Annotated in this window: 15 protein-coding genes; 6 read left to right on the forward strand and 9 right to left on the reverse strand. The window is 70.1% G+C overall.

What is annotated here, in order from left to right:
* The first annotated feature begins 10 nt into the window (after positions 1-10).
* Both LXT23_RS31515 and LXT23_RS31520 read left to right on the forward strand, forming a co-directional pair.
* Positions 11-6415: a type I polyketide synthase gene (locus LXT23_RS31515; RefSeq protein ID WP_253984075.1), complete on the forward strand. Its 6405-nt coding sequence runs from the start codon at positions 11-13 to the stop codon at positions 6413-6415.
* Positions 6416-6423: 8 nt separating this feature from the next.
* Positions 6424-7527 (forward strand): fatty acid desaturase family protein, encoded by a 1104-nt coding sequence (locus LXT23_RS31520; protein ID WP_253984076.1) that lies wholly within the window; start codon positions 6424-6426, stop codon positions 7525-7527.
* Positions 7528-7584: 57 nt separating this feature from the next.
* Here LXT23_RS31520 and LXT23_RS31525 read toward each other — a convergent pair whose 3' ends face one another.
* The 6 genes from LXT23_RS31525 to LXT23_RS31550 all read right to left on the reverse strand — a co-directional run bounded on the left by LXT23_RS31525 (position 7585) and on the right by LXT23_RS31550 (position 15473).
* Positions 7585-8118 carry a hypothetical protein gene (locus LXT23_RS31525; RefSeq protein ID WP_253984077.1) on the reverse strand — a complete coding sequence of 178 codons (534 nt, stop codon included), beginning with the start codon at positions 8116-8118 and terminating at the stop codon, positions 7585-7587.
* A 111-nt stretch (positions 8119-8229) separates the two neighbouring features.
* A complete protein-coding gene (locus tag LXT23_RS31530; RefSeq protein WP_253984078.1) occupies positions 8230-9636 on the reverse strand; it encodes an APC family permease in 1407 nt (468 codons plus the stop codon).
* Positions 9637-9763: 127 nt separating this feature from the next.
* Positions 9764-12700 (reverse strand): SBBP repeat-containing protein, encoded by a 2937-nt coding sequence (locus tag LXT23_RS31535; RefSeq protein ID WP_253984079.1) that lies wholly within the window; start codon positions 12698-12700, stop codon positions 9764-9766.
* Positions 12701-12832: 132 nt separating this feature from the next.
* A complete protein-coding gene (locus tag LXT23_RS31540) occupies positions 12833-13579 on the reverse strand; it encodes a hypothetical protein (RefSeq protein ID WP_253984080.1) in 747 nt (248 codons plus the stop codon).
* Positions 13580-13632: 53 nt separating this feature from the next.
* Positions 13633-14850 carry a hypothetical protein gene (locus tag LXT23_RS31545; protein WP_253984081.1) on the reverse strand — a complete coding sequence of 406 codons (1218 nt, stop codon included), beginning with the start codon at positions 14848-14850 and terminating at the stop codon, positions 13633-13635.
* The gene (locus LXT23_RS31550; protein WP_253984082.1) at positions 14847-15473 is read right to left on the reverse strand and encodes a hypothetical protein; all 627 of its coding nucleotides are present in this window, start codon (positions 15471-15473) and stop codon (positions 14847-14849) included. The genes LXT23_RS31545 and LXT23_RS31550 overlap by 4 nt, the downstream gene beginning before the upstream one ends.
* 305 nt (positions 15474-15778) lie before the next feature.
* On the opposite strand from LXT23_RS31550, the gene LXT23_RS50195 reads away from it, so the two are divergent.
* Entirely contained in the window at positions 15779-18535 is a 2757-nt protein-coding gene (locus tag LXT23_RS50195) for a WG repeat-containing protein (RefSeq protein WP_267146725.1), read from the forward strand.
* Positions 18536-18655: 120 nt separating this feature from the next.
* Positions 18656-19273, forward strand: a complete 618-nt coding sequence (locus LXT23_RS31560) for a hypothetical protein (protein ID WP_253984083.1) — start codon at positions 18656-18658, stop codon at positions 19271-19273.
* Positions 19274-19301: 28 nt separating this feature from the next.
* Here the strand turns inward: LXT23_RS31560 and LXT23_RS31565 are convergent, their stop codons facing one another.
* The 3 genes from LXT23_RS31565 to LXT23_RS31575 form a co-directional block, all read right to left on the reverse strand.
* Positions 19302-19841, reverse strand: coding sequence for a hypothetical protein (locus tag LXT23_RS31565; RefSeq protein WP_253984084.1), 540 nt, complete (start codon positions 19839-19841; stop codon positions 19302-19304).
* A 201-nt stretch (positions 19842-20042) separates the two neighbouring features.
* Positions 20043-21302 (reverse strand): amidohydrolase family protein, encoded by a 1260-nt coding sequence (locus LXT23_RS31570; protein ID WP_253984085.1) that lies wholly within the window; start codon positions 21300-21302, stop codon positions 20043-20045.
* Between the two features lie 104 nt (positions 21303-21406).
* A complete protein-coding gene (locus LXT23_RS31575; protein WP_253984086.1) occupies positions 21407-22312 on the reverse strand; it encodes a LysR family transcriptional regulator in 906 nt (301 codons plus the stop codon).
* 105 nt (positions 22313-22417) lie between these two features.
* Between LXT23_RS31575 and LXT23_RS31580 the strand changes: the two genes are divergently transcribed.
* Complete coding sequence (locus LXT23_RS31580; protein WP_253984087.1) at positions 22418-23434, forward strand: MBL fold metallo-hydrolase; 1017 nt, start codon at positions 22418-22420, stop codon at positions 23432-23434.
* 401 nt (positions 23435-23835) lie between these two features.
* Positions 23836-24969: a YncE family protein gene (locus LXT23_RS31585; protein ID WP_253984088.1), complete on the forward strand. Its 1134-nt coding sequence runs from the start codon at positions 23836-23838 to the stop codon at positions 24967-24969.
* Positions 24970-25146: the final 177 nt, after the last annotated feature.

A 25146-nucleotide genomic window follows, 5' to 3' on the forward strand; every position in this document is an offset into this window, starting at 1 on the left:
AGACACCACCATGGGCTTCTTCGCTGTCCCGTATGACATCCACTTCGATGACACGATGGCGTACGGGAGCCATCACTTCCTCACCAACTTCAAGTTCCAGTGCGCGGGCCGGGAGCACCTGCTCTTCAGTCCGTACTTCTTCGAGGTGCCGGAGCTCCGGCGGGACTTCGAGCAGGTGCTGCTGCTCACGTACGAGGGCTACTCGCGCAACCTGGCCCCGGCCGTCCTGGGCGACCGGCTCGTGGTGCTGACCTCCGTCGAGGAGCGGGGCGAGGTGTCGGTGCGCTTCTGCTTCCGGACCCTGAAGAGTGATGGCACCCCGGTGGCCTGTGGGTTCCAGACCGTCCTGTGCGCGGACAAGGCACAGGGCAAGCTCCGAGCGTTCCCCGACTCCTTCGGGCGCTGCTTCGAGGCGATGACGAACATCAACGAGGCCGAGGCCTCGCGGAGCTTCAAGGACCGCGCGCTGCTCGGGGGCGCGGCCCTCAACGAGCTGTTCCCGGAGTCCATCCGGGCGCTGGCGAAGTCGCTGCTGGCGGACCCCGCGTCGCTCGGTGCCTCCCGGCTGGTGGACACGTCGCCCGTGGCGGCTCCTGCCCACCCGGCGAAGGCCACGTCCGAGCCGCAGCTGAAGCCCGGATCCACGGCCTTCCTCTTCGCGGGGCAGGGGACGTTCGAGCCGGAGCTGTTCGTCCGGCTGAAGGCGCTGCAGCCGGAGCTGCGCGAGGAGCTGGCGGCGGTCGCGGAGGCCTGCCGAGCGAACGGGCTCGACGTGACGCCGTTGCTCGCGGCCAGTGACGCGGTCGCGGTCAGGGGCGCGCTCGAGCAGGCACCGCAGCTCGACCAGCTCGGCATCTTCCTGTCCGGGGTGCTGGGGGCGCGGTGGCTGCGCCGGCAGGGCACGGGGCCGGACGTGTACGTGGGGCACAGCTTCGGGGAGATTGCCGCGATGACGGCGGCCGGAGCGCTGGACCTGGCGACGGGAGCGGAGGTGGTCTGCCAGCGCATCCGGGCGCTGCGGACGGTCTCGGAGGACCTGGGGACGCTCGCGGCCGTCGCGCTCGACGAGGCGGAGACCTTGCGGGCCATCGCGGACTCCGGCACCCGGAGCCTCGAGCTTGCCGGCCGCAACCATGCCCGGCAGACGGTGGTCGCGGGCCCGCGCGCGGAGCTGGAGCGGCTTCGGGACCTCCTCGCGAGCCGGGGGCAGGGGTTCACCTTCGTCCCCAGCCGCTACCCCTTCCACCACCAGAGCCTCGCGCCGGCGGTGGGGGCGTTTCGTGCCACGCTGGCCGGGGTACCCATGCGTCCGCCCCAGGGGCCCATCTACTCGCCCATCGAGCGGCGCGTGTATCGCGGTGGGCATGCCGAGCTGGCGGACGCACTGGCCTCCCACCTGGTTCGGCCCTTCGACTTCCTGGGCGCGGTGGAGACGCTGGTGCGCGCGGGCTGCACCCGCTTCGTGGACTGCGGGACGGACGGGCGGCTGTCGCGCATCGTCCAGCGCATCCTTCCTTCCGACGCGCCCGTCGAGGTGACCGGCGTTGGCGCGACGCTTCCGGCCGATGCACCGGTGACGGTGCAAGCCGCGGAGCAGGCCGCGGACTCCGCGATTGCGGTGGTGTCCCTCGGCTGCATCCTGCCGGGCGGAGCCACGGACCCGGAGACGTACTGGCAGAACATCCGGCAGGGCATCAGCGGCATCGTGGACCAGGGGCAGCTCCACCCGGAGCTGGTGGCGGACTTCGCGGGACCGGCGGGCACGCCGGACCGTACCTATACGCTGCTGACGGGGTACGTGCGGGATGCGGACCTGGTGCCTCCGGCCGGGATGGACCCCCTCCGGTTCCAGCGCTACGTCCGGGAGCAGAAGCTGCTGGCCATCGCGCTCTCGCAGGCCCTGGGCGGCCTGGAGACGGCGCCGGCCCGCGTGTCCGGGCGCATCCAGTGCCTGCTGGGCTCCACGGCGGATGGCTCCGCCGAGTACGACGCCGCGCTGTGCCTGGAGGCAGGGGAAGCCCTGCTGCGTGAGCGGGGGGAGAAGGCTTCGGACCTCGCCGCCCTTGCTCGCGCGGGACGGGCGGTCTTCGGTGTGGAGGCCGGGTCCTCCGAGCTGGCCCCGCACCGGACGCTCCAGGCCGTGGTGACGGAGGTGGTCGGACGTGGCGTCTCCACGATGCTGCTGGACGCCGCTTGTGCCTCCTCCCTCTACGCCATGGCGCTGGGCATGAAGGCACTCGAAGCCGGAGAGGCCGACCTGGTCCTGGCGGGAGGCGTCTTCTCACCGGGGCCCGGCAACAGCTGTCTCTTCTCGCAGTTCAAGGGCCTGTCCGCCAATGGGAGCCGGCCCTTCGACGAGCGGGCGGACGGCGTCATCTTCGGCGAGGGCGCGGGCGTGGTCGGCCTGATGCGCCTGTCGGACGCGGTGGCGTCCGGTCTGCGGGTCCACGCCATCGTCCGGGGGGCAGGGCTCTCCAGTGATGGGCGGAGCAGCTCGGCCAACGTGCCGCGCTCGGACGGGCAGGTGGCCGCGATGGAGGCGTGCTACGCGGCGTCCCACGTCGAGCCCTCCAGCATCCAGTACATCGAGGCCCACGGGACGGCCACGCCGGCCGGGGATGCCACCGAGCTCAAGTCCATTGCGCGGGTCTTCGGCGGCCAGCGCAGTGGTATCCAGCTCGCCAGCGTCAAGGCCTTGATTGGCCACACGGGTTGGGCGGCGGGCGCCGCCTCGGTCATCAAGCTGTGCAAGGCGCTCGAACACGGGCTCTTCCCCCGGCAGTCCAACTTCGACCGGCCCGGGGCCGAACTGCGCGCGCTCGGGTCGAACTTCGAGGTGAGCACGCACGAGCAGCCCTGGCCGGAGAATGGAGCCTGGCCTCGCCGTGCCGCCACGAGTGGCTTCGGCTTCGGGGGCACCAACGCGCACCTGGTCCTCGAGGAGTACCGGGGCGGACGGTCCGCGCCGCGCCCCCTGGTGCCTCCTTCCCAAGCTGAGCTCGTGGTGGTGGCCGCGGAGGGGCTGTTCCCGGACGCGCGAGGTGTTCCCGTGGCGGGAGTGCCGACGGCGTTCGGTGCGCGCTTCGATGACGGCGCCATCCACCTGCCGTCCTCGGTGCGCCTGCTGCCGGACATCGCGGAGGACATGGACCCGACGCAGACGCTCGGTCTGGTCGTCGCCAGCTCGCTCGTGCAGAAGCTCGGTGGCTTCGACAAGCTGCGCTCGGGGACGGCCATCATCCTGGGGCTCGAGGGGAAGACCCGCCGCGGCGTGGAGGCCACCCAGCGCGTGCTGGCCGGCTCCACGAGGCGCCGGCTTCGCGAGCTCGCCCAGCGCGCTCCCGAGGCCGGCACGCTGCTCCCGCTGGCGGACCGTCTTTACGCGGCGGTGATGGAGGCGCTCCGGCCCTCCGGCCCGTACACGCTCCAGGGGATGATGCCCAACGTCACGCCCGGACGCATCGCGGGGGCGCTCGACGTCAAGGGCCCCAACTTCGTGGTCGACGCGGGGGCAGCGTCGCTGGCCGCGGCGCTCCGGGCCGCGCGCGGCGTGCTGGCGAGTGGGTTCGAGCTGGTGCTCGTGGGCAGCACGCACGTCCGTCGGCCGGGTGAAGGGGCGGGTTCGTCCCTTCCGGCCGAGGGGGTGGCGATGCTGGCGGTCACCACCGCCGCGAAGGCCGAGCAGCTGGGCCTGAAGCCCCTGTGCCAGCTCCGCATGTCGGTCGAGGGTGCTGGGAGCGCCGGGCCGAGCCGCGACCTCCCTCCGCACTCGGCTGGCGAGAGCGTGGAGGTGCTCCGAGCGGTGATGGCCGCGTCGGAAGGGCATGCCTCCACGCTGCGGTTCCATCCGGATGCCGCGACCGGGACCCGACTGGAGGTCCAGCTCGTGCCCACAGGGGCCGTGAGACCCGTCGAGGTCCAGGCGTCGCCGCCCGCACCGGAGGCGTCCGGAGGCTTCGACCATGCGGCGCCCATCCACTACCACGCGCCCGTGCTCGTCGAGCGTCCTGCCCGGTCCGTCCGGCATGCGGGACTCCGCGGCCGGCGCGTGCTGCTCATCGCGCAGGACGAGCCGATGGCCCGTGAGCTCGCGGCCCAGGCGGACCGGCTGTGTGGGCCGGAGCACCTCATCCTCCACGCGGGGCCCTCCAGCGCTGGAGGGAAGCTGCGTGGTATCGACCTCTCGCGTGAGGAGACGGCGGAGGCCGGCTTCGACGCCCTCGGCTTCGAGCCACAGGTCATCCTCTCCGTCTGCCGGTTGGCGCAGGGCTCAGGGGAGGCCGAGGTGATTGCCGACACGGCCCTGCGCCACGAGGGGCTGGAGCTGCTCTTCCTCGCCGCGCGGCGGAACTACGAGCGCCTGGTCTCGGGCGACGTCGAGCTGGCGAGCCTGTGCATCGGCGGTGTCGGCCCTCGGAGGACGCTGCACCCCATGACAGGGCTGTTCGCGGGGATGCTCAAGTCCATCGGCCGCGAGGTTCCCGCCCGGAACGTCCGGGCCATCTCGACGTCGCCGCGCTCCCTCCCGGAGGCGCTCGTGCTCGTCGCCACGGAGCTCGGGTCCGAAGAGGAGGGGGGGCCATCGGTGGAGGTCTGCTTCGATGGCAACCGGCGCTGCGTCCGGCGCCTGCGGCCGACGAACGTCACGGCCGACACTACGACGCCCACCCTGGACTCGCGGTCGGTGGTCCTGCTCACGGGTGGGGGACGCGGCGTGACGGCCGTGCTGGCCGGAGCGCTGCTGAAGCGGTACGGGTGCAAGGTGGTGCTCGTCGGCCGGAGTGATCCGGGCGAAGCCCCCGAGCGCGTGCTCCAGGCGCGCGACGAGGACCTCGCGGGCGTGGAGCGGGAGTTCTACGCCACCGAGCTGGCCAGCAACCGCGCTGCCCGACTGCCCGAGCTGCGCAAGCGCTTCGAGCGGTACCTCGCGGCACGCGAGCTGAAAGCCACGCTCGAGGGGCTGGCACGGCTTCCAGGTCAGATGGTCTACCGGACGGCTGATGTGACCCGGCCCGAGGAGGTGGAGCGGGTGGTGCGGGAGCTCGCCCACGCGCATGGGCGCCTGGACCTGGTGGTCCACGGCGCCGGCACGCAGACGTCGAAGAAGCTCAACCGTCGTCGCCTCGCCGAGCTGCGGACGAACCTGGACACCAAGCTGCTCGGGCTCCGCAACCTTCGCGAGGCCTGCGCGAGCCACTTCGGAAAGCCAGTCCCGTTCCACGTCCTCACCTCCGCGTTCAGCTTCATTGGCAATGACGGGCAGGCGGACTACGGCGCGGCCAACGAGGCGCTGGACCGGCTCTGCGCCTGGGTCAGCGATGCCAGCCAGGAGGTCCGCTGGTGCAGCGTGGGATGGCTGGCCTGGGACGGCATCGGGATGACGCGGGGCTCGGAGTACCGCGTGCTCGGCGCCAGCCGCCAGCTTCGCGGAATCCGCGCCGAGGAGGGGGAGGCGCTGTTCCTCCAGCTCGTCGACGGCCGGCCGCGCGAAGCCATCAACGTGCAGCTCACCGAGAGCGAGCGCTCGTTCTACGGCCTGGAGCTGCTGCCCGCGGAGGCGCCGAGGCCGAGCCTGTCCGGGCCGGTGCGGCATGAGCTGGTGGTGGATGCGACGAGCGTCCCCTGCCTGGAGGACCACCTCGTCCGGGGCACACCCACGCTGCCCGGGGCCTGGGCGCTGGACCTGATGCTGCAGGCGGCGCTGGGGGATGGGCGGCCGGAGCTGCGCACCGTCACCATCGAGGATGTGCGCTTCACCCGCTTCATCCGCGTCAAGCCGGGAGGACAGCAGGCCCTGCGCGCCGAGTGCACCCCGCTGGCCGACGAGCCCGGGCGTTACTGCGTGCAGGTCCGGCTGACCGGAGACATCGTCCATGCCTCCGGGGTGGTGCTCGAGCGGGACGTCCTCTACGCCGAGGCGCGCTTCACGTTGACGGCGGAGCCTCCCAGGAACACGCCACAGCTCGATGCCGCGAAGCCTACGGGGCAGGGGCTGAGCGTGAGTGACCCCTACTGCGCCGCCGGGACGCCCATCGAGCTGCGCAAGATGTTCGACTGCCTGGAGGAGATCCGGCTCGAGCCGACGGCCCGGTTCGCGAGGCTCGGCCTGCCGGCGGCGCCGCGGGAGGCGGGGCGCAGTGTCCCCGCGCTGGTCCTGGACGCGGCCTGGCGGCTGAGCGCGATGCACGCGGACGGGGTGTCGAGCGCGGTGTTCGCCCCGCTCCAGCTCCAGCGGGCCACGTTCGACCGGGGCCTGGTGGAAGGGAAGGGTGGGGAGCGGTTCCACCTGTCCCTGCGCTCGCTCGCGCCACGTGTGGATGGGGACCTGGTCCAGTGCGGCAGCGTCGCGGCCATCGACGACGCGGGGCGGCTCCGGATGCTCATCGAAGGCGGCCTTGCCCGCCCCATGGCCTGAGGAATCCCATGACCTCCTCTACCGTTCCGACAGCTCCCATCCCGGTCGACGACTTCCGGCGGCTCCGCTCCGAGCTGCGACGCGCGATGCCTCCGGAGGCGTTCAAGCATCAGCCCCACCGGGGCGTCATCGCGCTGGCGCTCGTGCCCGTGATGATGGCCCTGGTGTGGGCAGTGGCGAGCGGGCGCCTGCCCTGGTGGGCCTGCCTCCTCATCTCGTTCACGCTCGGGCAGATGCTCATCACCGTCGGCTTCGCTGCCCACGAGGCGCTGCACCACTCCGTGTTCCGCAGCAAGGCGCTCGAGGACGTCCTCGGGTGGGTCGGGTTCAGTCCGTTCCTGGTGACTCCGGGCACCTGGCGGGCGTGGCACGTCCAGGCCCACCACAGCGCGGCGAACATCCACGTGAGGGACCCGGACATCCTCCCGCGCCAGCACGAGTGGCGCACGCAGTGGTTCGCGAGGGTCATCCACTTCCTGTCCGCGGGGTCGGGCTCGTGGCTCAGCTACCTGAGCTTCACGTTCTTCTTCACCGCCCAGGGACAGGCCTTCCTCTGGTTCTACAGCGGCCAGCCCCAGTTCAAGCAGGTGCGCATGAACCGCGTCCGGGAGCGCGTCCTCACGGTGCTCCTGGCGCTCGGCTGGGGGGCGCTGGGCTGGGCCATGGGGCCGAGGGGGGCGCTCTACGCGCTCATCCTCCCGCACGTGTTCGGCAACATCACGCTGATGATCTACATCGCCACCAACCACTGGCTGCAGCCGGCGTCGGAGACGGTGGACAACCCCTTCGTGAACACGGCCAGCGTGACGACGCATCCGGTGATGGACCTGATTCACTGGAACTTCAGCTACCACCAGGAGCATCACATCTTCCCGGCGATGAGCCCGAGGTTCGCCCCGCTCCTGCGTGAGCACCTGCGCACGCTGAATCCCGAGGCGTCCATCGTCTATCCGCACCTCAAGGCGTTGCGGATGCTGTACTCGCGCCCGGCGCTCTATGCGGCGGATGGACGCACGCTGGTGGGGCCGGAGGGCACTCCGTCCGTCACCACCGAGGAGCTGCGGCGCAGGCTCGAGCGTCCGTCGATGAGCCTGTTGAACCAGGAGGCGTAGGTCGTCGCCCGTTCCAGGCGTCCCGGTGCAGTGGGGCGCCTGGCTCCGACGGAGGCCTCAGCGCTTCTGGAGCCCTTCATCCGCGATGGCGCGCGCCTTGTCGTTTGCGCCCTTCGTCTTCACGGGCACCTCGCCGTCAATCGACTCGTAGCCCTTGAGGCCCTTCACCACCAGGTACTCGCCGAGGCGCTTGCCTGGCGCGTACAGCGCCTCGTCCAGGGCGTAGCACGTCACGCGCTGGATGACGGCGAAGGGCTTGCCATCCTTCAGTCGCCACTCCAGCTTGGGGCCGTAGCGGGCCACCGGGCACTCCGCCTTCGGACGCAGGTCCACCGAGAAGCGAGCGGCGTCATCGGTCAGCGAGACGTCCCGCTGGATGTCGTACGCGCTATAGGACTCCGACAGGGTGTAGGTGCCGCCGGGGCCCAGGCAGTAGATGGGCGCGTCCGAGCCTTCCGGTGCCTCGTCCGCATCCTCCGAGGGAGGGCGGGTACAGGTCGACAGCTCGGTGTACTCGTGAGTGATGCCCTGGGCCCGGGCCGGGCTCGCGAACGCGAGGCAGAGCGCGGGTAGGACGAAGCGTTTGTGCATGAACGGGACTCCGGAGGCGTGCGGCGCGTTGCCGGCACGGCGTCCGGATTTCTACCTCAGTCCGTGCATGAGGTGCATGGGGCGGTGGACCCGAGCTGCCCGCCGCATGGGTCACTGCTCGCCCACGACCTGCACGCCCGTGGCTCCGGCCCGCTCCCTGCGCCGACGCCAGTAGAGGAACACGGGGACACCCGCCCCGAGCAGCAGGGTGCCCTTGAGCGCGTTGAGGGGATTGGAGGCCGTCGAGCCCAGCACGACGTAGAGGGCGGCGGCGATGAAGAGGAGCGGGGTGATGGGATAGCCGGGCACCCGGTAGGCCGCGCGGGGCACCAGTCCCTTGTTCTCACGGGCGCGGTACACGAAGAGCGTCGCGGCGGTGGCGCCGAAGACGAGCCAGTCGGCGAAGACGACGTAGTCGAGCAGCTCGCCGTACGTCCCCGTGAAGGTGAGGAGGATGGCCCACACGGCCTGGAAGAGGATGGCCGCCGTGGGCGTGCGGTAGCGGGGGTGCAGCCGGGCGAGCTGGGGAAAGAACAGCCCGTCCGCGGCCATGGCCTGGTAGACGCGGGGCGAGACGAGGATGACGAGGTTGAGGAAGCCGAAGGTGGAGATGGCCACGCCTGCGGTGATGAACGAGCGGCCCGCCGGCCCGAGCAGGTGGCCGAGTGCATCCGCCGCGGGCGCACTGCTCGCCGCGAGCCCCCCGGCGCCGAGCGTGCGCAGGTAGGTGAGGTTCGCGAGCAGGTACACCGTCACCACGCCGATGACGCCGAGGAGGAGGGCGCGAGGCAGGTTGCGCTCGGGGTTGACCATCTCCTCGGCCACGAAGTTCGTCTGCTGCCATCCGCCGTAGCTGAAGAGGACCGGGACGAGCGCCGCGCCAATGGCGAGCACGATGGAGTCGGGCGCTGCCGGGACGGCGTCTTCCACCACCGCGGGCGACGCCCCTGCGAGGAACAGTCCGGCGCCGATGAGCACCGCGAGGGCCACCAGCTTGAGCACGGTGAAGACGTTCTGCGTGAGGGCTCCGGGCCGCACGCCGAAGTAGTTCACCCCGGAGAGCAGGACGATGGCGCCCACGGCGAGCGGGAGCCGGTAGTCGGCCGACAGGCCCGTCAACGCGAGGGTGTAGTTGGCGAAGGTCACCGCCACGGCCGCGATGGCGCCGGTGGCAATCATCAGCATCATGCCCCAGGCGTTGAGGAACGCCGGCAGCGGGCCGAAGGCGTCGCGCAGGTAGACGTAGCTGCCGCCGGCCTTGGGAAAGCGCTGCCCCAGCTCGCCGTAGACGAAGGCGCCGATGAGCGCCACCACGCCCCCGAGCAGCCACACGCCCAGCGTCAGCCCGGGCGTGTGCACCCGCTGCGCGACGATGGCGGGGTTGAGGAAGATGCCCGAGCCGATGATGCCGCCGATGACGAGCATCACCCCCGAGAAGAGGCCGACGCGCCGCGAATAGCCTTCACGCGACGCGGGTGCCTGCGCTCCTGGGTCGTTTGCGGGAGGGGAAGGGGCCATGTGCCGTCGAGCATAGCCCGCGGAGAGAGGCCCGCGGCTCTTCGACTGAAATGGAGAGGGCCCACGTCCCCGAGGAACGTGGGCCCCCGCGCTCGACATGTCCGCCGTCAGGCCGGCCGCGTGTGGCTCACGGGGCGAAGCGGGACAGGATGATGTCCTTGCCGCCCAGGCTCGACTGGCCGGGCAGGGTGCCCATGGTACCGCCCACGAGGTACACGCCGTTTCCAGCACGTGACGCCGCGCCCAGGACCACCTCGTCCGCGGCGGAGCCCAGGTGCCGTGTCCAGCCGCGGGTGCCATCGCTGCCGTAGCGGACGAGGAAGCCGTCGTAGCCGCCCGCATAGCCGGTGACGAGCGAGCCGGTGCTCGAGCCTGCCAGGTACACGGTGCCGTTGGCATCCGTGGCCACGCCGTAGCCGGACTCATCCGCGGCGGTGCCGACCTGGCGGGCCCACTCGCGGACGCCCGCGCTCGTCCAGCGCGACACGAATGCATCCGTGCCGCCCTGGTTGTCGGACCCCAGCGTGCCGGTCGTCGTCCCACCCACGATGATGGCGCCCGTGCTGTCCACCTCCACGTCCTGCGCGACGTCGCTCCCGGCGCTGCCCCACTGGCGCACCCACGTCAGCGTGCCCTGGGCGCTGTACTTCGCGACGAAGACGTCCTGTCCACCGCTGGAGGCATTGCCCTGCATCGCGCCGCTGGTGACGCCGGCCACGTACACGTTGCCACTGGAGTCCGCGGCCACGCCGTGGGCCAGGTCGTCCGCGGACGTCCCCAGCATGCGCACCCACAGCAGCGCGCCCGCGGCGCTGTACTTCGCGACGAAGGCATCCTTCAGCCCGGCGTTGGTGGCCTGGAGCGACCCGGCCGTGTAGCCCGCGACGAGGAAGTCCGTGCCGTCCGTGGCGGCCGCCCGCACCGAGTCCTCGGCGGCCGTGCCCAGCATGCGCACCCACTCGCGCGTCCCGAGGGTGTTGTACTTCGCGACGAAGCCGTCGAAGGTGCCGCCCACGTACGCCTCACCTCCCAGGCCGCTGCTGGCGTGGCCACCGATGACGACCGCCGAGGCCGTCGCCGCCACACCGTAGGCGTGGTCGTCGCCCGCGGCGCCCAGCTGCCGGCCCCAGTCCCGCGTCCCCGACGCGGTGTAGTGCCGCACCACCGCATCCCGGCCGCCCTGGTTGTCGAAGTCGAGCGCGCCCGTCGAGTACCCCGTCACGTAGACGCCGCCGTTCGGGTCCGCCGTCACCGCGTAGCCGTACTCGTCCGCGGGCGTGCCCAGCTGCTGCTGCCAGAGCAGCTCACCGCTCGCCGGAGGCGGGGTGCCACCGTCCGTCCCACCTCCCGAGGCGCAGCGCTCCATGGCGCCCTTGTCCGGCATGCCGCCGCAGAACGTGGCGCCCGTGTTGTTCATCGCGGTGTCCACCGCTGGGGAGGCCTCCTGCAGCGTCAGGTCACCGGCCGCCTCCTGCGTGAAGGCCGCGGCCGCCACCGAGCTGGAGGGGTCGCGCATCGTCAGGCCGCCGATGGCGCAGGAGCTGCTGCGCCAGCCGGTCAGGTCCTTCGTGCCCTGGCTGAAGCTGCAGGTGAAGTGCGAAGCGGAGCCGTCCGCGTGGGAGAAGAGGTTGCCGTCCGACTCGAAGTCCACGAGGTAGGCGCCATCCGTCACCAGCCAACGCGAGCCGGGCGCCGACAGCGAGACGATGTTGTTCCAGAAGTCCACGTTGCGCACCGTCCACCCGGCGGCCGAGACGAGCATCGCCGTGCGGCCCGCCTGGGAGATGGTGTTGTGGAAGAAGTCGCCGCCAGTGAGCTTCTGCACGTAGAGCGCCGTGCCCGAGGTGCTGTTGGTGCCGCAGCCCTTCTCGCCCGTGTAGAAGTGGTGGAAGCGGGTGCGGGCGATGACGACGTTGGCCAGCGGGTCGCTGGCGCTGTTGCCCAGGCCCAGGCCCATGCAGGAGTCGGAGATCTCCGAGTCCTCCACGCGGATGCCCTGGGCATCGAAGTGGAAGATGGCGGCCCCGCCTCCGTTGAGCGTGCCGTCCGCGCGCCGGGCGGCGCGGAAGCCGTGGTAGCGCTCGCGGCGCAGGGTGATGAAGTCACAGTCCTTGATGTCCGTGGCCTCCTCCACGACGCCCTGGTGCGCGGGGCTAGTGAAGATGTCGTTGTCCTCCATGGTGATGTCCGCGGGCCGCGTGCCGGCGGTGTAGCCGTACAGCGGGCCGGCGCACTGGAGGCCGTCACCCGTGTTGTCGTGGATGACGTTGCCCTTCACCAGCACGGAGTGCGAGTCGGACAGGACGACGATGGCGTGGCCGTCGTCACGCTCGCGGCAGTAGCGGCGCAGGGTGTTGGACGTGTCGTACTCGGGCTTGCAGAAGCTGCCGGCGGAGCAGTCCGTGTGCGTGGTGCAGGCGACACCCCGGGCGCTGCCCGCGGTGTGCTCGAAGGTGTTGCGAATCTCGTTGCCCTGGATGAGGACGTGCTGGGCCTTCACGTTGAGCGCGTCCAGCGACGCGTCGCGCACCAGGCTGTTGCGCAGCGTCAGGTGGTCCGAGCGGAAGAGCACTGCGTGCGAGCGCACATAGCGGCCATCCAGCTCCAGCCCATCCAGGATCCAGTACCGCCGGTTGAGGTGGAAGATGGGGGACGAGCCATTGCTCTTCAGCACCGGCTGGGACTCGCCGGGCGCGCCCCGAAGGGTGATGGGCGCGGTCGCCGTGCCGTCGAGGGCCGAGCTGGACGCCAGGTCCACCTGCGTGGCGTCATAGGTGCCCGCGTGGATGTACACGGTGGAACCGGGGGCCAGCCCGCGAACCGAGCGTGCCACCGTGTGCCAGGGCCGCGCCGCGCTGCCGTCACCGGTGGAGTCACTGCCGCCGGTGCTGACGTGGAACACCTTGTCCGCCGGCGAGACGTAGCTGGCATAGGCGTTCTGGGACTGCACCGTGGCCGCGCTGCGACGGTCTCCGGCGACGATGTCCTTGCTGATTGCCGCCTGTGCCCCCGAAGCCATGCAGAGCACCGCGAGCGCGAGACTCCGCGCCACATTCCCACGCATTCGAAACTCCCGTCTGTTTTGTTAACTGGAGGATGAAGCGGGGCCAGGGTGTCACTGACCCACTCCGAAATTCCAGGGACAGAGCAGACAGGCAGGGAAGCGTTCGGTGGACAGTCAGGACAGCGAGAAAGCTCAGTACGGGTCGTCGTCGCGGATGTTCCACTGGCTGTCGTGGGTCTCCGGCTTGCCCGTGGGACGAAGGTGCGAGAACGACAGGGTGACCTCCACCACGAACTCCCGAGGCTGTGGGGGCTTGCCCAGGTAGATGTAGCTCGTGTTGTTGCTGATGCAGGGGTTCAGCATCGCCACCGGCGCGGGCTCCACCCGACCCTTCATGCCCTGGCCGTCAGCGCCAAACTTCGCGCGCAGCTTGTAGCGACGCGGAATGTCCTGGTTGCGTAGGATGGCCTCGCGGCCACAGAAGTCGTACTTCCTCAGACGCTTCGCCAGCTGCTGGGCGCCCCATTCCTCGTTCGTCTGGGGCTTGCGCGGGACGGGCTTTGCCACCGGGGGCGGTGGGACGGGCGTCTGCACCACCGGCGGAGGCACGGGGCGCTCCGGTTCCGGGGGCGCGGGAGGACGTGTCGCCTGGGGCACGGGCCGCGGGGCGGGAGCGGGCCTGGCCGGCGCAGGGGCGTCGCTCACCAGCATGAACGCCACGATGCCCGCGAGGCCCATCGTGATGACGGCCCCGAGGACGATGAACGCGAGCGTGCCGCTCTGCTGGGCCGGGGTGGGATGGGGACGGCCCGTGGGCGCGGAGCGCTGCGGCAGCCAGGGAATCGGCCGCGCAGCGCCGCAATGTCCACACACCGGCTCCTCGCTGAGGTCCTTCAGGAAGGGAGCGCCACAGTTGTTGCATCGAGTCCGAGTTGCCACGCGCTCACTCTACGGGTTGGGCTGACGTCAGCGGTGAAGTTGCGAGCCTCGCCTCAGCGAATCCAGTTGTCGGGGATGACCGCCGGCTCCAGGTCCCGCAGGCCCTTGCGGAGCAGGTCGAGCGCCTTGCTCGTCTCGGGCGGGACGGCCGTCTTGCCGGAGGCCGCCTTCTCCAGGGCCGCGAGCTGCGCCATCGCGTCCTTGCGGCTGAGCTTCGACACGTCGGGCGCCTTGAGGCCCACGGCCTCGAAGCCCGCCTTGAGGTCCGCGCCGTGGGTGCTCTGGAAGGTGCCCTTCACGCCCTCGTACTTGATGAGGCGGATGGTCTGGGCAATCTGGCCCTCGAGCTTCGCCTTCTCGTCCGCGGGGACGTCCGAGCGGCCCGCGAGGTCCTGCAGGTCGCGGTAGTGGTTGCGCAGCGGGTTGGGCTCGGAGGTGGGCGGAGGCGTCTCGCCAGAGAAGTACTTCGCGTACTGCGACTGGAAGTCGGTGATGCGCTGGCGGACGACCTCGGACTTCTCCGGCGCGCCCGGCGTGAGGTAGCCGTGCTTCACGCTCCAGGTGGCGACATTCTTCGCCTTGGTCAGCCCGTCGAACTGCTTGGGCTTGAGCGCGTCCACGTCCCCGCGCGTCGCCTTCTCCCAGCGCTGCAGGTGCGACGTGGAGCCGCCGTCGGCGCCGCTCGGTGACTTGTCGTGGTAGGCGAGCACCGTCTTGGCGTTGGGGAAGCCCTCCTTCCACTTCATGATGGAGTCCTCGCCGCCGCAGTAGCAGGCGGAGATGGCCACGTCCTGCACCTGGGCCGCCGCCTTCGGCATCGCCTTGGCGAGGTCCGTGAGCACGTTGCGCCGCAGCGAGCCGTTGGTGAAGCCATCCTCGCCGCCCCAGATGGAGCCGCCCGCGCTGTGTCCGGAGAGCACCAGCCGGCCGGGCACCTTGCCGCCCTTCTCGCCCTCGGCCCAGACCTGGGCAATCTGCGCCATCTCGTCGCGTGCGTCGGGGCCGGCGTCGTCGAGAATCTTCTCGAGCTTCGCCGACTGCGCCGCCGGCAGGCCCAGCGTGGCCACGAAGTCCTTGCGGCCCGCCGCGGAGGTCAGGTCGAAGGTCTTCTTCGCCTTGCCGGCGCCGACGGTGATGGTGTCGTCCTTCTTCCCGTCCTGGATGAGCGTCACCTGCGTGCCCTGGGTGTTCAGGGGCTTCGCCTCGCTGGCGGCGTACTTGTTCATCCCGACGAAGAGGACATCGTTCTGGCGGTCACGGACCTTGGTCATTTGCGGCTCCTTGAGGTTTCTTTCGAGATTTCGAGCTCCACGGCGTTGGACTCGGGCGCGGCCGTCCACACGTCGTCACGGCGGAGGACTTCCTGGCAGCGCTCCTCCAGCCGCTGCATGCCCAGGCCATCCGTCACGGCGGGAGCGGCGAGGCGCCAGCTCACGCGGTAGCGCCCCGGTGGCGGCAGCCGGAAGGGGCCGCCGCCACAGTCCCACGTGTCGAGGAGGACCTCCGTGGACGTGCCGGGAGTGAGGCGCAGGCGGCGGGACTCCGGATACGGGTCGAGCCCCAGCACGAAGGCGCAGTCACACGGGTGCAGGACGGTGTGCGTGGCGCCCGTCGTCGTGTCGACGAAGCGCAGCCCGTGGACGTCCGGGTGGACGACGTCCACCGGGGTGGTGCCCGGGTGCGTCAGCGTGACGACGAGGCCGCCGGTGAGTCCCGAGGCCGACAGGCGCAGGGGCTTGCGGACCGCGAGCCGGACCTCGACCGCTGGCGCGGCCACCGAGGCGTCCAGGACGGGCTCGGGCCGCGAGACGACGGCGGCATCCGGGGCGGCAGGCGAGGGCGGGCCCGAGGGACGGGCGCAGGCGCCCAGCGAGGCCAGGAGCACGGCTCCCACGAAGCGGGCAGACCCTTGCGGACCTGTCCTTGGCGACGTGGCTTCCTGGGTGTTCGGGGAGTGCATGCCGGGCCATGATGTCCAACCAGACCCGGGCAGGTTTCTATTTAGGCGCCAATGGGTTCACTCAAGGTGAACGGTGCGGGTGAATGCCTTCAGGGCGTTGCCCGTGGTGTCCCAGGACCCGTGAACGGCGCGGTGGTCGAGAGGGGCGTCTGGAACTGGCCGTCAAGGTCGCCCGGTCGCGGACGTGGGCGGGCTCCCGATACGATCATCTCCCAGCTCCCTCGCCGAGAAGAAGGTCCATGCAGCGCTTCATCCTGAGTTCGCTCCTCGTCACCGCCCTGTGCGCGGGCTGTGGCCCGAGCGCCGAGTCCGTCATCGACAGGCACCGTGTTCCCTCGCGCGAGAAGCTCGACCGCCTGCGCGCTCTCGTCGAGGCGAAGGACTCGTGCAACCAGTTGCCCGTTGCTCCGGCGACCCCGCTCGTGTTCGCCGACGAGGACGAGGCCCCCGAGAAGCGTGCGCGGGTGAATGCCATCGCCGTTCATGCGGAGGACTACGAGGCCGACCGCGCCCCGGGGCGTGAGGTGCCTTTCAGGATCATGACGACCCCTCGGGTCATCTCGGACGTCGAGAAGCTGCTGGACGCGGGCAGCCTGGCTGACGGGAAGAAGCCGAGCGGGCGCGAGGCCCGGACCGTCTTCGAGTCGTTGGACCGGTTGCGCTACGTGGCCCTCATTTTCGGCAGCACTGCCGAGCCGGTGTCCGTGGAGGTGCCCCGCGCGGTCCTTCCGGGGGGCGCGACGGGGGAGGGCGCCACGGCGAAGGCGAACGCTCCCGGCTCCTTCCGTGCCTACGTCTGCGTCATGGACCTGGAGACCCGGCAGGCCGTCGCGTATCTGCCCAGGCTCAAGGCCGCCAGCCTGGGCGTCCTCTCCGCGGCGGACGAAGCACGGGGGCCCGAGCTGCTCGCCAGGGCCGCCCGCTTCGAGCTGTTCCTGCGCCTTCAAGAGAAGCTGAAGGGCACCACGGCTCCCTGTCTGCGTGCCCGGAGGGGCGGGAGCACCATCGACCTGTGCAAGCCCGGGGAGCCGGCGGACCTGCCGCTCCTCCGCGTGACCAGCCACGGCTGTGACATGTCCGGGAACGAGTGCATGCAGTACGTCGACACGACGGGTCGGCTCGTCCTCGCGGGCCCCTATACGCTGGCGACGGAGTTCTCCGAGGGGCTCGCGCTCACCGGGCGGCAGGGCCGCTGCGCCCTCATCGACCGGACGGGGAAGGAGCGCTGCCAGCTCGAGTGCACGGACGTCCGCGATGCCACGGAGGGGCTCTTCCGGGTGCAGGCGGCCGACGAGAGCTGGCGCTACGTCGACACGCAGTGCAAGGCGGTCCTCGGGCCGTTCCGCGACGCCGAGCCCTTCCGCGGTGGCCTGGCGAACGTGCGCTTCGCGGAGGGTCGCCATCGGGTCATCAACAAGCAGGGCACTCCCGTCCTGGTCACCCGGGTGAACAGGATCTGGCCCTTCCGCCATGGGTTCGCCCGCGCCTGGGAGCACACGGCGGAAGGCGTGTTCAGCTTCATCACTCCAGACGGGGTCCCCGCGTTCGGGGGCCGCCATTTCCGGGCCGCGGAGGACTTCTCGGAGGGCCTGGCGTACGTCGAGGAGGGCGAGCGCAAGGGCTACATCGACACGACGGGCCAGCTCGTGGTGGCCCTGGACGCGGCCGTCTCGGGGGCCGGGCCGTTCCGGCAGGGGCTCGCGCGCCTCCACCGGGGGACGGCGGAAACGCAGTACGTCGACAAGACGGGGAAGGTCGTCTTCACCCTCGAGGGAAACCATACCGGCGATTTCTCGGAGGGGCTGGTGCCGCTCTGCCGCCCGGCCGAGGACGGAACGCCTGACTGTCGTCACGGCGTGGTGGACCTCACGGGCCAGCGCATGGGCATGCCGGTCGAGGGGGCCCTGGGCCGGTTCTCGGAAGGGCTCGCCACGCACACGGTGGTGCGGGACGAGCAGCGGCGCATCGGCTACGTCGACCGCGCCTTCGCGACGGTCATCGAGCCGGCGTTCAAGGACGCCAGGGAGTTCACCGAGGGCCTGGCGGCCGTCCAGACGCACGAGGGCTGGGGCTTCATCGACAAGAAGGGCGAGTGGGTCATCCCCGCGCGCTACAGCAGTGCCAGCTCCTTCCTGGGCGGCTTCGCCTGCGTCATGGAGGACAGCAGCGGGGCCTTCCTCATCGACGCCAAGGGCCAGCGGCGGCCCGCGCTTCCCAAGGGCTGGGCCTGTGGGGAGGGCTTCTCCGAAGGCAGGACCGTCCTCCACCCCGTGGGGCTGGGCTACGGGTTGCTGATGATCGACACGACGGGGAAGCAGGTGATGGCCTTCAGCGCCGACCCGCCCGTCATGGCGGGGGAGCGGCGGCTGATCATGAAGGCGGGGAACGAGTACGGCCTTGCCGACGAGAAGGGGAAGCTCGTCACCCCCGTGGCCTACGACAAGGCGGAGCCGTTCCATGAGGGAGCGGCCGTCGTCATGGATGGGCGCGGGGCCTTCTTCATCAGTCCTGAGGGAAAGCCGCTCACCGGCAAGCGCTACGTCACCACGCCTGGCTACTCGGAGGGGCTTGCTCCGGTCGCGCGGGGAAAGTGGGTCGAGTACGCGCAACGCCTCAGCATCGTCGACTCCCAGGGACGGGAGCAGTCGTCCCGCGCCATGCCCACTCAGCGCTTCTGCGATTGCAAGTATGCGTTCATCGACAAGCAGGGCAAGGAGACGACGCCTTACCACTTCACCTTCGCGGAGCCCTTCATGCAGGGGCTCGCGGCGGTCTCATTCGGGAGCTGTACCCTGGACCGGGTGCCCGAGCATCCTGGCTTCCAGTGGGTGAACTGTCCCAAGCGGTATGGCTACGTCGGCACCGACGGGCGCCTCGTCATTGCCCCCGCCTTCGAGTCCTTCGCTCCCGATGCTTTCAAAGATGGCGTCGCGCGCGAGGGACACAGGTTGTTCGACCGCGAGGGCAATCAGGTGTGGGGCGATCCGGACTGGTGAAGCCGGCGAGGAGTGCCGCGGAGAGGCCGATGTCTCAGCGTCGAGCAGGAAGTGGCAATGGGGGGCATGGCTGTAGTGGCTATTGCGACAGTGCCATGCCGCATCGAGCATGGGGCCCCCATGAACACGCCCCGACTTCTTCGAACGTCTCTCCTGCTGTCCATCCTGGCCATCGCCTTGCAACCTCTTCAAGCGAGCGCACAGCAGCCGGCCGGCGCAGCGAAACCCCACGCTTCACAGCCCGAGAAGCGGGATGGGCAGAGTGATTTCGACTGGGAGATTGGCACCTGGACGACCCGTCTGAAGCGCCGCCTTCGTCCTTTGACCGGCTCCAATGACTGGGTCGAATACGAGGGAACGACGGTCGTCCGAAAAGTCTGGGACGGACGCGCCAACCTGGTGGAGCTCGATGTCCGTGGCCCGGCGGGTCGCATCGAGGGGTTGTCGCTGCGCCTCTACAACCCCGAGTCCCGCCAGTGGAGCCTCAACTTCGCCAGCAGTGCCGGCGGCACGCTGACGCCCCCTTCGATTGGCGGCTTCAAGGATGGGCGGGGGGAGTTCTATGCGCAGGAGACCCTGGATGGCCGGGCCATCTTCGTTCGCTTCGTCATCTCGGACATGACCCCGGACTCATGCCGCTTCGAGCAGGCGTTCTCCGACGATGGGGGCAAGACCTGGGAGGTGAACTGGATCGCCACGGACAGACGGGTGAAGGGTCGGTCTGACAAGACGCAGTGAGTGCTCTTTGGAAGCCGCTCCGTGCGCGTCAGTCGCGCAGCAGCGGCTGGCCCGCCAGCACGTGCTCGCACAAGGCCAGTGGGAGGTTCTTGCGCGGGTCGAGCGTGGGGGCGAGCCGCGCCAGGAGGGCGTCGCCCTCGAGTGGATCGGGCACCGATTCCGGGAGGTAGATCGCGCCGCGCTGACCAGGCCGCAGCCAGGCGCCGACCTGCGCCTCTCCGTGGACGACCAGGTGGGCCGCGTCCGTGCCGTATGTGACGAGGTTGCCCGTCAGCTTGAGGTCGCCCTCGATGAACACCTGGGCGTCGTTACTGAGCACGAGATCACGGGCGCTCAGCGAGCCCTTGATCCACAGCGGCACGTAGACGTCGTCGCGGATGACCAGCGGGCCGTCGACGATCAGGTCGCCTTCGATGACACACACCAGCGGGTCTTCATTGCGAACGTAGGCCGGTCCGCTCAGCGTGAGCGTGCCCTCGTGGACCACGAAGTCGACCTCGAGGCCGCCGAACAGGTCCTCGTAGTCGACCGAGTCGTCGCTGACTTCGAGCAGGTTGTAGCGCTCCAAGCCAAGCTCGCGTGCCAGGGGTTGAAACCGCGCGCCGGAGAGGGTGGTGTAGGGCTGGGGTTTGGGAGCCATGCGGCGTGATAACGCACCGGCCACGACGCTGGCCAGCGCGACCTGAAGTCGGCTCTCGCCACGGCCTCGTGCTCCGGCGGATGGTGTCCCGCCGCGACAACGGCTGACGGCGGGGACACCGGGAGCGGCTCACGGCGAACGGACGAAGAGCTCCTTGCCCGCTCGAATCGTGCACTTCACGTCGGTGAACCGCCGGACATCCGTGGCGGGATCGCCGGCCAGCACCACGAGGTCGGCGTCGAAGCCCGGCTTGACGCGGCCCCGGCGCTCGGCGGCGCTCCAGCGCGACGCGGGGGCGGTGGTCAGTGACGCGAGGAGCTGCATCGGCGTCAGGCCGGCTTGCTCCATGAGGACGTATTCCTGCGTCGGATCGAGGTCGGTCATGTACCCGGCATCCGTGCCGAACAACACCTGCCCCCCGGCGCTCGAGAACGCCGCGAGCTGCCGTTGGGCGTCCGCTACGATGCGCTCGCGCACGTCGGTAGGAACGGTTGCCTTGGCGAGCTCGTATCCCCAGAGCTGCAGCGTCGGGACCACGGAGACGTTGCGCGCGACCAGCTGGCCGACGAGCTCGGCGCTCCACGTGGACTTCGGCGGATCGATGGTCGTGTGCACGATGATGTCGACACCGGCCTGCACGGCGGCGCTCACACCCTCGGGATCGGTGGGGTGTGCCATCACGAGGCCCCCCAACCGGTGGGTCTCGGCCACCACGGCGCTCGCGACGTCCGCGGACATGCGCCGGATTTTACCACGCCCCTGCGGCGTGGCGACGAACACCTTGCTTCCGTTCGCGCCGTTCTCGAAGCTCGAGCGGACGATGGCACGGGCCTCGTCCGCCGTCGCGGGTTGCGCAAGCTGCTGCAGCAGCGCGGGCGGCAGATCGCGCAGGTAGAACGGAATGCCGTTCTCCGGATACAGCGGGGCTCCGACGGTGAGGATGGCCGGCCCCTGCAGCTCGCCACGCTCGATGCGCTGGCGGAGGGCCGCGGTGTTCGCGGGTTCGGACCCGGTATCGACGACCGTCGTGAAGCCGAAGCGCGTGGTCAGCTGGCTCAGGGGGGACTGGAGCTCCTCGCGCGACCGGCCGGCGGCCCCGGCGAATGCAGGGTCCGTGAAGTGAACGTGACTGTTCTGGAAGCCGGCCATGATGACGCCGCCGCTGCAGGCATCCGCACGGCGGAGCCCGGTCGGCGGAGCCTCCGACGCGGAACCGACGGCTTCAATCTTCCCGCCGCTCACGACCACCCAGGCGTTGTCCAGGGGCGGCGCGTCGGGAGCCACATAGAGCCGCGCGCCCGTCAGAAGCCAGCGCTCGGCGGCAGCCGGCCGCTGGGTCGTGGCACAGCCCGCAGTGGCCAGACAGAAAAGGACTACGAACTGCTTCATGATCCCCACCTCGTTGATGCGACGCCTGCTCTCTAGAGCGGAATCCGTCAAAGGTACAGGAGGTCCTGGAGGTCGAGCGTTGGCGCGGGTGAGGGGCGAAAGGGCTACCCGTCACGACGCCACAGGCTCGGCCGACTCGCGAACAGCTCCATCGTCCAGTCGATGAAGACCCGCAACCCGACGCCTGGCTGCCGCGAGGGCGGGTAGACCAGGAACAGGGGACGGGGTTCGGGCTGCCATCCCTCCAGCACTGGCACCAGCTCGCCCTGGGCCAGGTGCGGCTCCAACACGAAGCGAGGGGCAATCATGACGCCCAGGCCCGCGAGCCCGGCGGCCAGGTACGCGTTGGTTTCGTTGAGCGTGAGCTGGCTGCGGCCCAGGACCTCGAGCCGCTGGCCATCGCGGAGGAAGACGAAGGGGAGCTCCTTGCCACTCAGCGACGAGAAGTAGCTGACCACCGCGTGCGACGCGCCTGCCAGTTCCTTCGGGTGGCGTGGCACTCCGTGACGCTCGAGGTACCGCGGCGACGCGCACGCCAGATAGCAGAGGTCACCGAGGTGCCGTGCCACCAGGGAGTCGTCCTTCACGCCGCCTCCGCGAATGGCGCAGTCGACGTTCTCCGCGAGGAGGTCCACGGGGCGGTCGGTCACCCCCAGCTCGATGTGCATCTGTGGGTAGCGCGCGTAGAACGACGGCAGCGCGGGGACGAGAAGCAGCCGGGAAATCGTCCCACTCGACTCCACCCGCAGGCGCCCCCGGGGGCCGCTCCGCGTCTGGGCCAGCGTGGCCTCCAGCTCTCGCACCTCTCCCAGCAGGCGCAAGGCCTGCTGGTAGTAGGTCATGCCCTCCGGGGTGACCGTCACGCGGCGCGTGGTGCGGTGCAGCAGCTTCACGCGCAGCTGTGCCTCGAGTTGTTGAATCAGCCGGGTCACCGCCGCCTTCGGGCGGCCCAGCGCGTCGGCCGCCTTGGTGAAGGTGCCGCTCTCCACCACGCGGACGAAGGCTTCCATCGCCGTGAACCTGTCCAACCTCCACCTCATTGTTTCAGGGGTGAAACGGAGCGTGTGACGAGCGCCTGTTTATCCCAGGGAAGGCCTGGCGCTATCTCATCGCCCATGAAAAGACCTCTTCCCCGCGGTGTCTTCCTCGCTGTCTCGCGCGCCCTCACCCTGCTGGTGCTGGCCGTCGCTCCACTGCTTCCGTCCGCCGTCCAGGCGGCCGCGCCCCAGGTGCGAACCCAGGCACCTGGCTTCTACCGGATGATGCTCGGCGACTTCGAGATCACCGCGCTGTCCGACGGCACCGTCCCCCAGACCGTGAGCGAGGTGGCGACGCACACGACGCCGGAGCGGGTCGAGGAGCTGCTCGCGCGAGACCACCTCGAGGATCCGGTCGAGCTGTCCATCAACGCGTTCCTCATCAACACCGGCACGGCGCTGGTGCTCGTCGACACGGGCGTGGGAGGCTTCTTCGGCCCCGACGTGGGCGGCCGGCTCCAGCAGAGCCTCCGGGACGCGGGCTACCAGCCCGAGCAGATCGACGTGGTGCTGCTCACGCACATCCATAGCGACCACTCCGGTGGGCTCATGTCCGGCGCGCGCCGGGCGTTCCCCAACGCCATTCTCCAGGTGCACTCGCGCGAGGCGGACTTCTGGCTGGGGCGCGAGCACAAGGCGAGGGGAGAGGTGGACCCGAAGTACTTCGAGGAGGCGCGGGCCATGGTGGCGCCGTACCAGGGCGCGGGGAAGCTGAAGACGTTCGGAAACGGGGACGCCATCGTCCAGGGCATCCGGGCCATGCCGACCCCGGGGCATACGCCGGGCCACAGCGCCTACCTCGTCGAGAGCCGGGGGCAGCGGCTGGTCCTGTGGGGCGACCTCATGCACTTCGGCTCGGTGCAGCTGCGCGAGCCCGCGGTGACGGTCGCCTACGACGTCGATGCCCGTGCGGCGGCGGCCCAGCGCGCCCGGGTGTTCGCGGACGCAGCGGGGCGGGGTGACTTGATCGGCCTGGCGCACATGCCTTTTCCCGGACTGGGCCGGCTCGGCGCGGAGGGGAGGCACTACCGATGGATTCCCGCCAACTACAGCTCGGGCCAGCGTTGGCAGGACGCGAAGGGCAGGGCGGAGTGACGCGCGACCAGGACACCGCCCCAGTCTGAAGGCGCGGGCGGTGGCGCCCCAGCGCGGCCACCTTCCGCCGCCCGTTTCCGCCGATGGGCCTGGGACCCCGCCCGCCGCATTCCGTGCCGCGCGCTAGTACAATCGGATTGCGAAAATCCGTCATCCGCGTTCGACCTGGACTCCTCCTGCGAACCCCCCTCCCTTCGGTGGGGGCGATGTCGCGGTGGGACTTGGTAGTGCAACTTCGTTGCGATTCAAACTGCAACGCCTACCCGTCCTGAGGAGGTCAGACTGTGGGTATCCGGCAAGTGGGAGCGAGCATGAGTCAATGGTGTGCTCGCGTCGTTTCGTTGTGTGCCGCCGTAGCGGTGTTGGTTTCGTTCAGTGCCGCCGCCCAGACGCCATCGTCGATGCGCGAGGTCCTGCTGGTCGGTAACAACTGGGACGGGACCGCCGACATCATCGACGTGCGGACCTACCAGCGGCTGCGCCGCATCAACGTGGTGCCGGACCGGAGCCAGCGGATGCTGGAGATCTCGCTGGATCCGGTGCGCCTGACGTACTTCCTGTTCATCCGCGAGCAGGTGGGCGAGGGCCACGATCAGCTCGTGGATGACATGTTCGCCTCGAAGGACGGGAAGGTCATCTTCGTCTCGCGCCCCAGCTTCGCGGACGTCGTTGCCATCGACCTGACCACCAACAACATCCGCTGGCGGACGCGGGTCAGCGGCAACCGCGCCGACCACATGGCCATCTCGCCGGATGGCACCCGGCTCGCCGTCTCGGCGTCGACGGCGAATCGCGTGGAGATCATCGACACGGCCACTGGGAGCATCGTCGGGAACTTCCCCTCGGGGGACAACCCGCACGAGAACAACTACTCCCGCGACGGCAGCAAGATCTTCCATGCCAGCATCGGCACCGTCTACACGGCACTCGACACCCCGGAGCTGGACGGCACCAAGGGTGAGCGCATCTTCCGGATTGTCGATGCACGCACGCTGCGGGTCCTCCGGACGCTGAACATGCGCCAGAAGCTCGGCGAGCTGGGGATGCCCGACATGAGCGCGGCGGTCCGGCCGATGGCCCTGTCCCCCGACGAGCGGTTCGTCTACTTCCAGGTGTCGTTCTTCCACGGCTTCGTGGAGTACGACCTGGAGCAGGATCGGGTGATGCGGATTGCCCACCTGCCGGTTCCCCCGGAGACCCAGCAGCTGCGCCGCGACCAGTACATCCTCGACTCCGCCCACCACGGCCTCGCGATGAGCGGCGATGGGACGAAGCTCTGCGTGGCCGGCACGATGTCCAACTACGCGGCCATCGTCTCACGCGAGACGTTCCGCTACACCGTCCACCCGCTTGGCGCGAGGACCTACTGGGCCACGACCAGCGCCGACGGAAACTACTGCTTCGTCTCGGTGGCCGGGGACGACACCGTGTCGGTCATCTCCTACGCAACCGAGGCGGAGGTGGCCCGCATCCCTGTCGGTGACCACCCGCAGCGTGCGCGCACCGCGAGACTCGCGACGTCGCTCTTCCCCTGAAGCACTGACGGAAGGGGGCCCGCGCTCGCCGCGGGCTGGGGCCATCAGCTTCCACGCGCGTCGTAGTCCGCAGCCTACAAGCCGGGGAAGCACCTCTCGCCCTTTCGCACCTTTGCCGCAGGCCCGGTCCTTGCTCCTGGGGATGTCGATAGTCAGTCCTCCAGCCCCAGGAGCAGC

Origin of the sequence: Pyxidicoccus xibeiensis (assembly GCF_024198175.1) — a bacterium.
Lineage (GTDB): Bacteria > Myxococcota > Myxococcia > Myxococcales > Myxococcaceae > Myxococcus > Myxococcus xibeiensis.

What these genes read in the sequence shown, in the direction of transcription:
- LXT23_RS31515 (WP_253984075.1), top strand. Translation starts at nt 11, where the DNA reads ATGGGCTTCTTCGCTGTCCCGTATGACATCCACTTCGATGACACGATG.
- LXT23_RS31520 (WP_253984076.1), top strand. Translation starts at nt 6,424, where the DNA reads ATGACCTCCTCTACCGTTCCGACAGCTCCCATCCCGGTCGACGACTTC.
- LXT23_RS31525 (WP_253984077.1), bottom strand. Translation starts at nt 8,118, where the DNA reads ATGCACAAACGCTTCGTCCTACCCGCGCTCTGCCTCGCGTTCGCGAGC.
- LXT23_RS31530 (WP_253984078.1), bottom strand. Translation starts at nt 9,636, where the DNA reads ATGGCCCCTTCCCCTCCCGCAAACGACCCAGGAGCGCAGGCACCCGCG.
- LXT23_RS31535 (WP_253984079.1), bottom strand. Translation starts at nt 12,700, where the DNA reads ATGCGTGGGAATGTGGCGCGGAGTCTCGCGCTCGCGGTGCTCTGCATG.
- LXT23_RS31545 (WP_253984081.1), bottom strand. Translation starts at nt 14,850, where the DNA reads ATGACCAAGGTCCGTGACCGCCAGAACGATGTCCTCTTCGTCGGGATG.
- LXT23_RS50195 (WP_267146725.1), top strand. Translation starts at nt 15,779, where the DNA reads ATGCAGCGCTTCATCCTGAGTTCGCTCCTCGTCACCGCCCTGTGCGCG.
- LXT23_RS31560 (WP_253984083.1), top strand. Translation starts at nt 18,656, where the DNA reads ATGAACACGCCCCGACTTCTTCGAACGTCTCTCCTGCTGTCCATCCTG.
- LXT23_RS31570 (WP_253984085.1), bottom strand. Translation starts at nt 21,302, where the DNA reads ATGAAGCAGTTCGTAGTCCTTTTCTGTCTGGCCACTGCGGGCTGTGCC.
- LXT23_RS31575 (WP_253984086.1), bottom strand. Translation starts at nt 22,312, where the DNA reads ATGGAAGCCTTCGTCCGCGTGGTGGAGAGCGGCACCTTCACCAAGGCG.
- LXT23_RS31580 (WP_253984087.1), top strand. Translation starts at nt 22,418, where the DNA reads ATGAAAAGACCTCTTCCCCGCGGTGTCTTCCTCGCTGTCTCGCGCGCC.
- LXT23_RS31585 (WP_253984088.1), top strand. Translation starts at nt 23,836, where the DNA reads ATGCGCGAGGTCCTGCTGGTCGGTAACAACTGGGACGGGACCGCCGAC.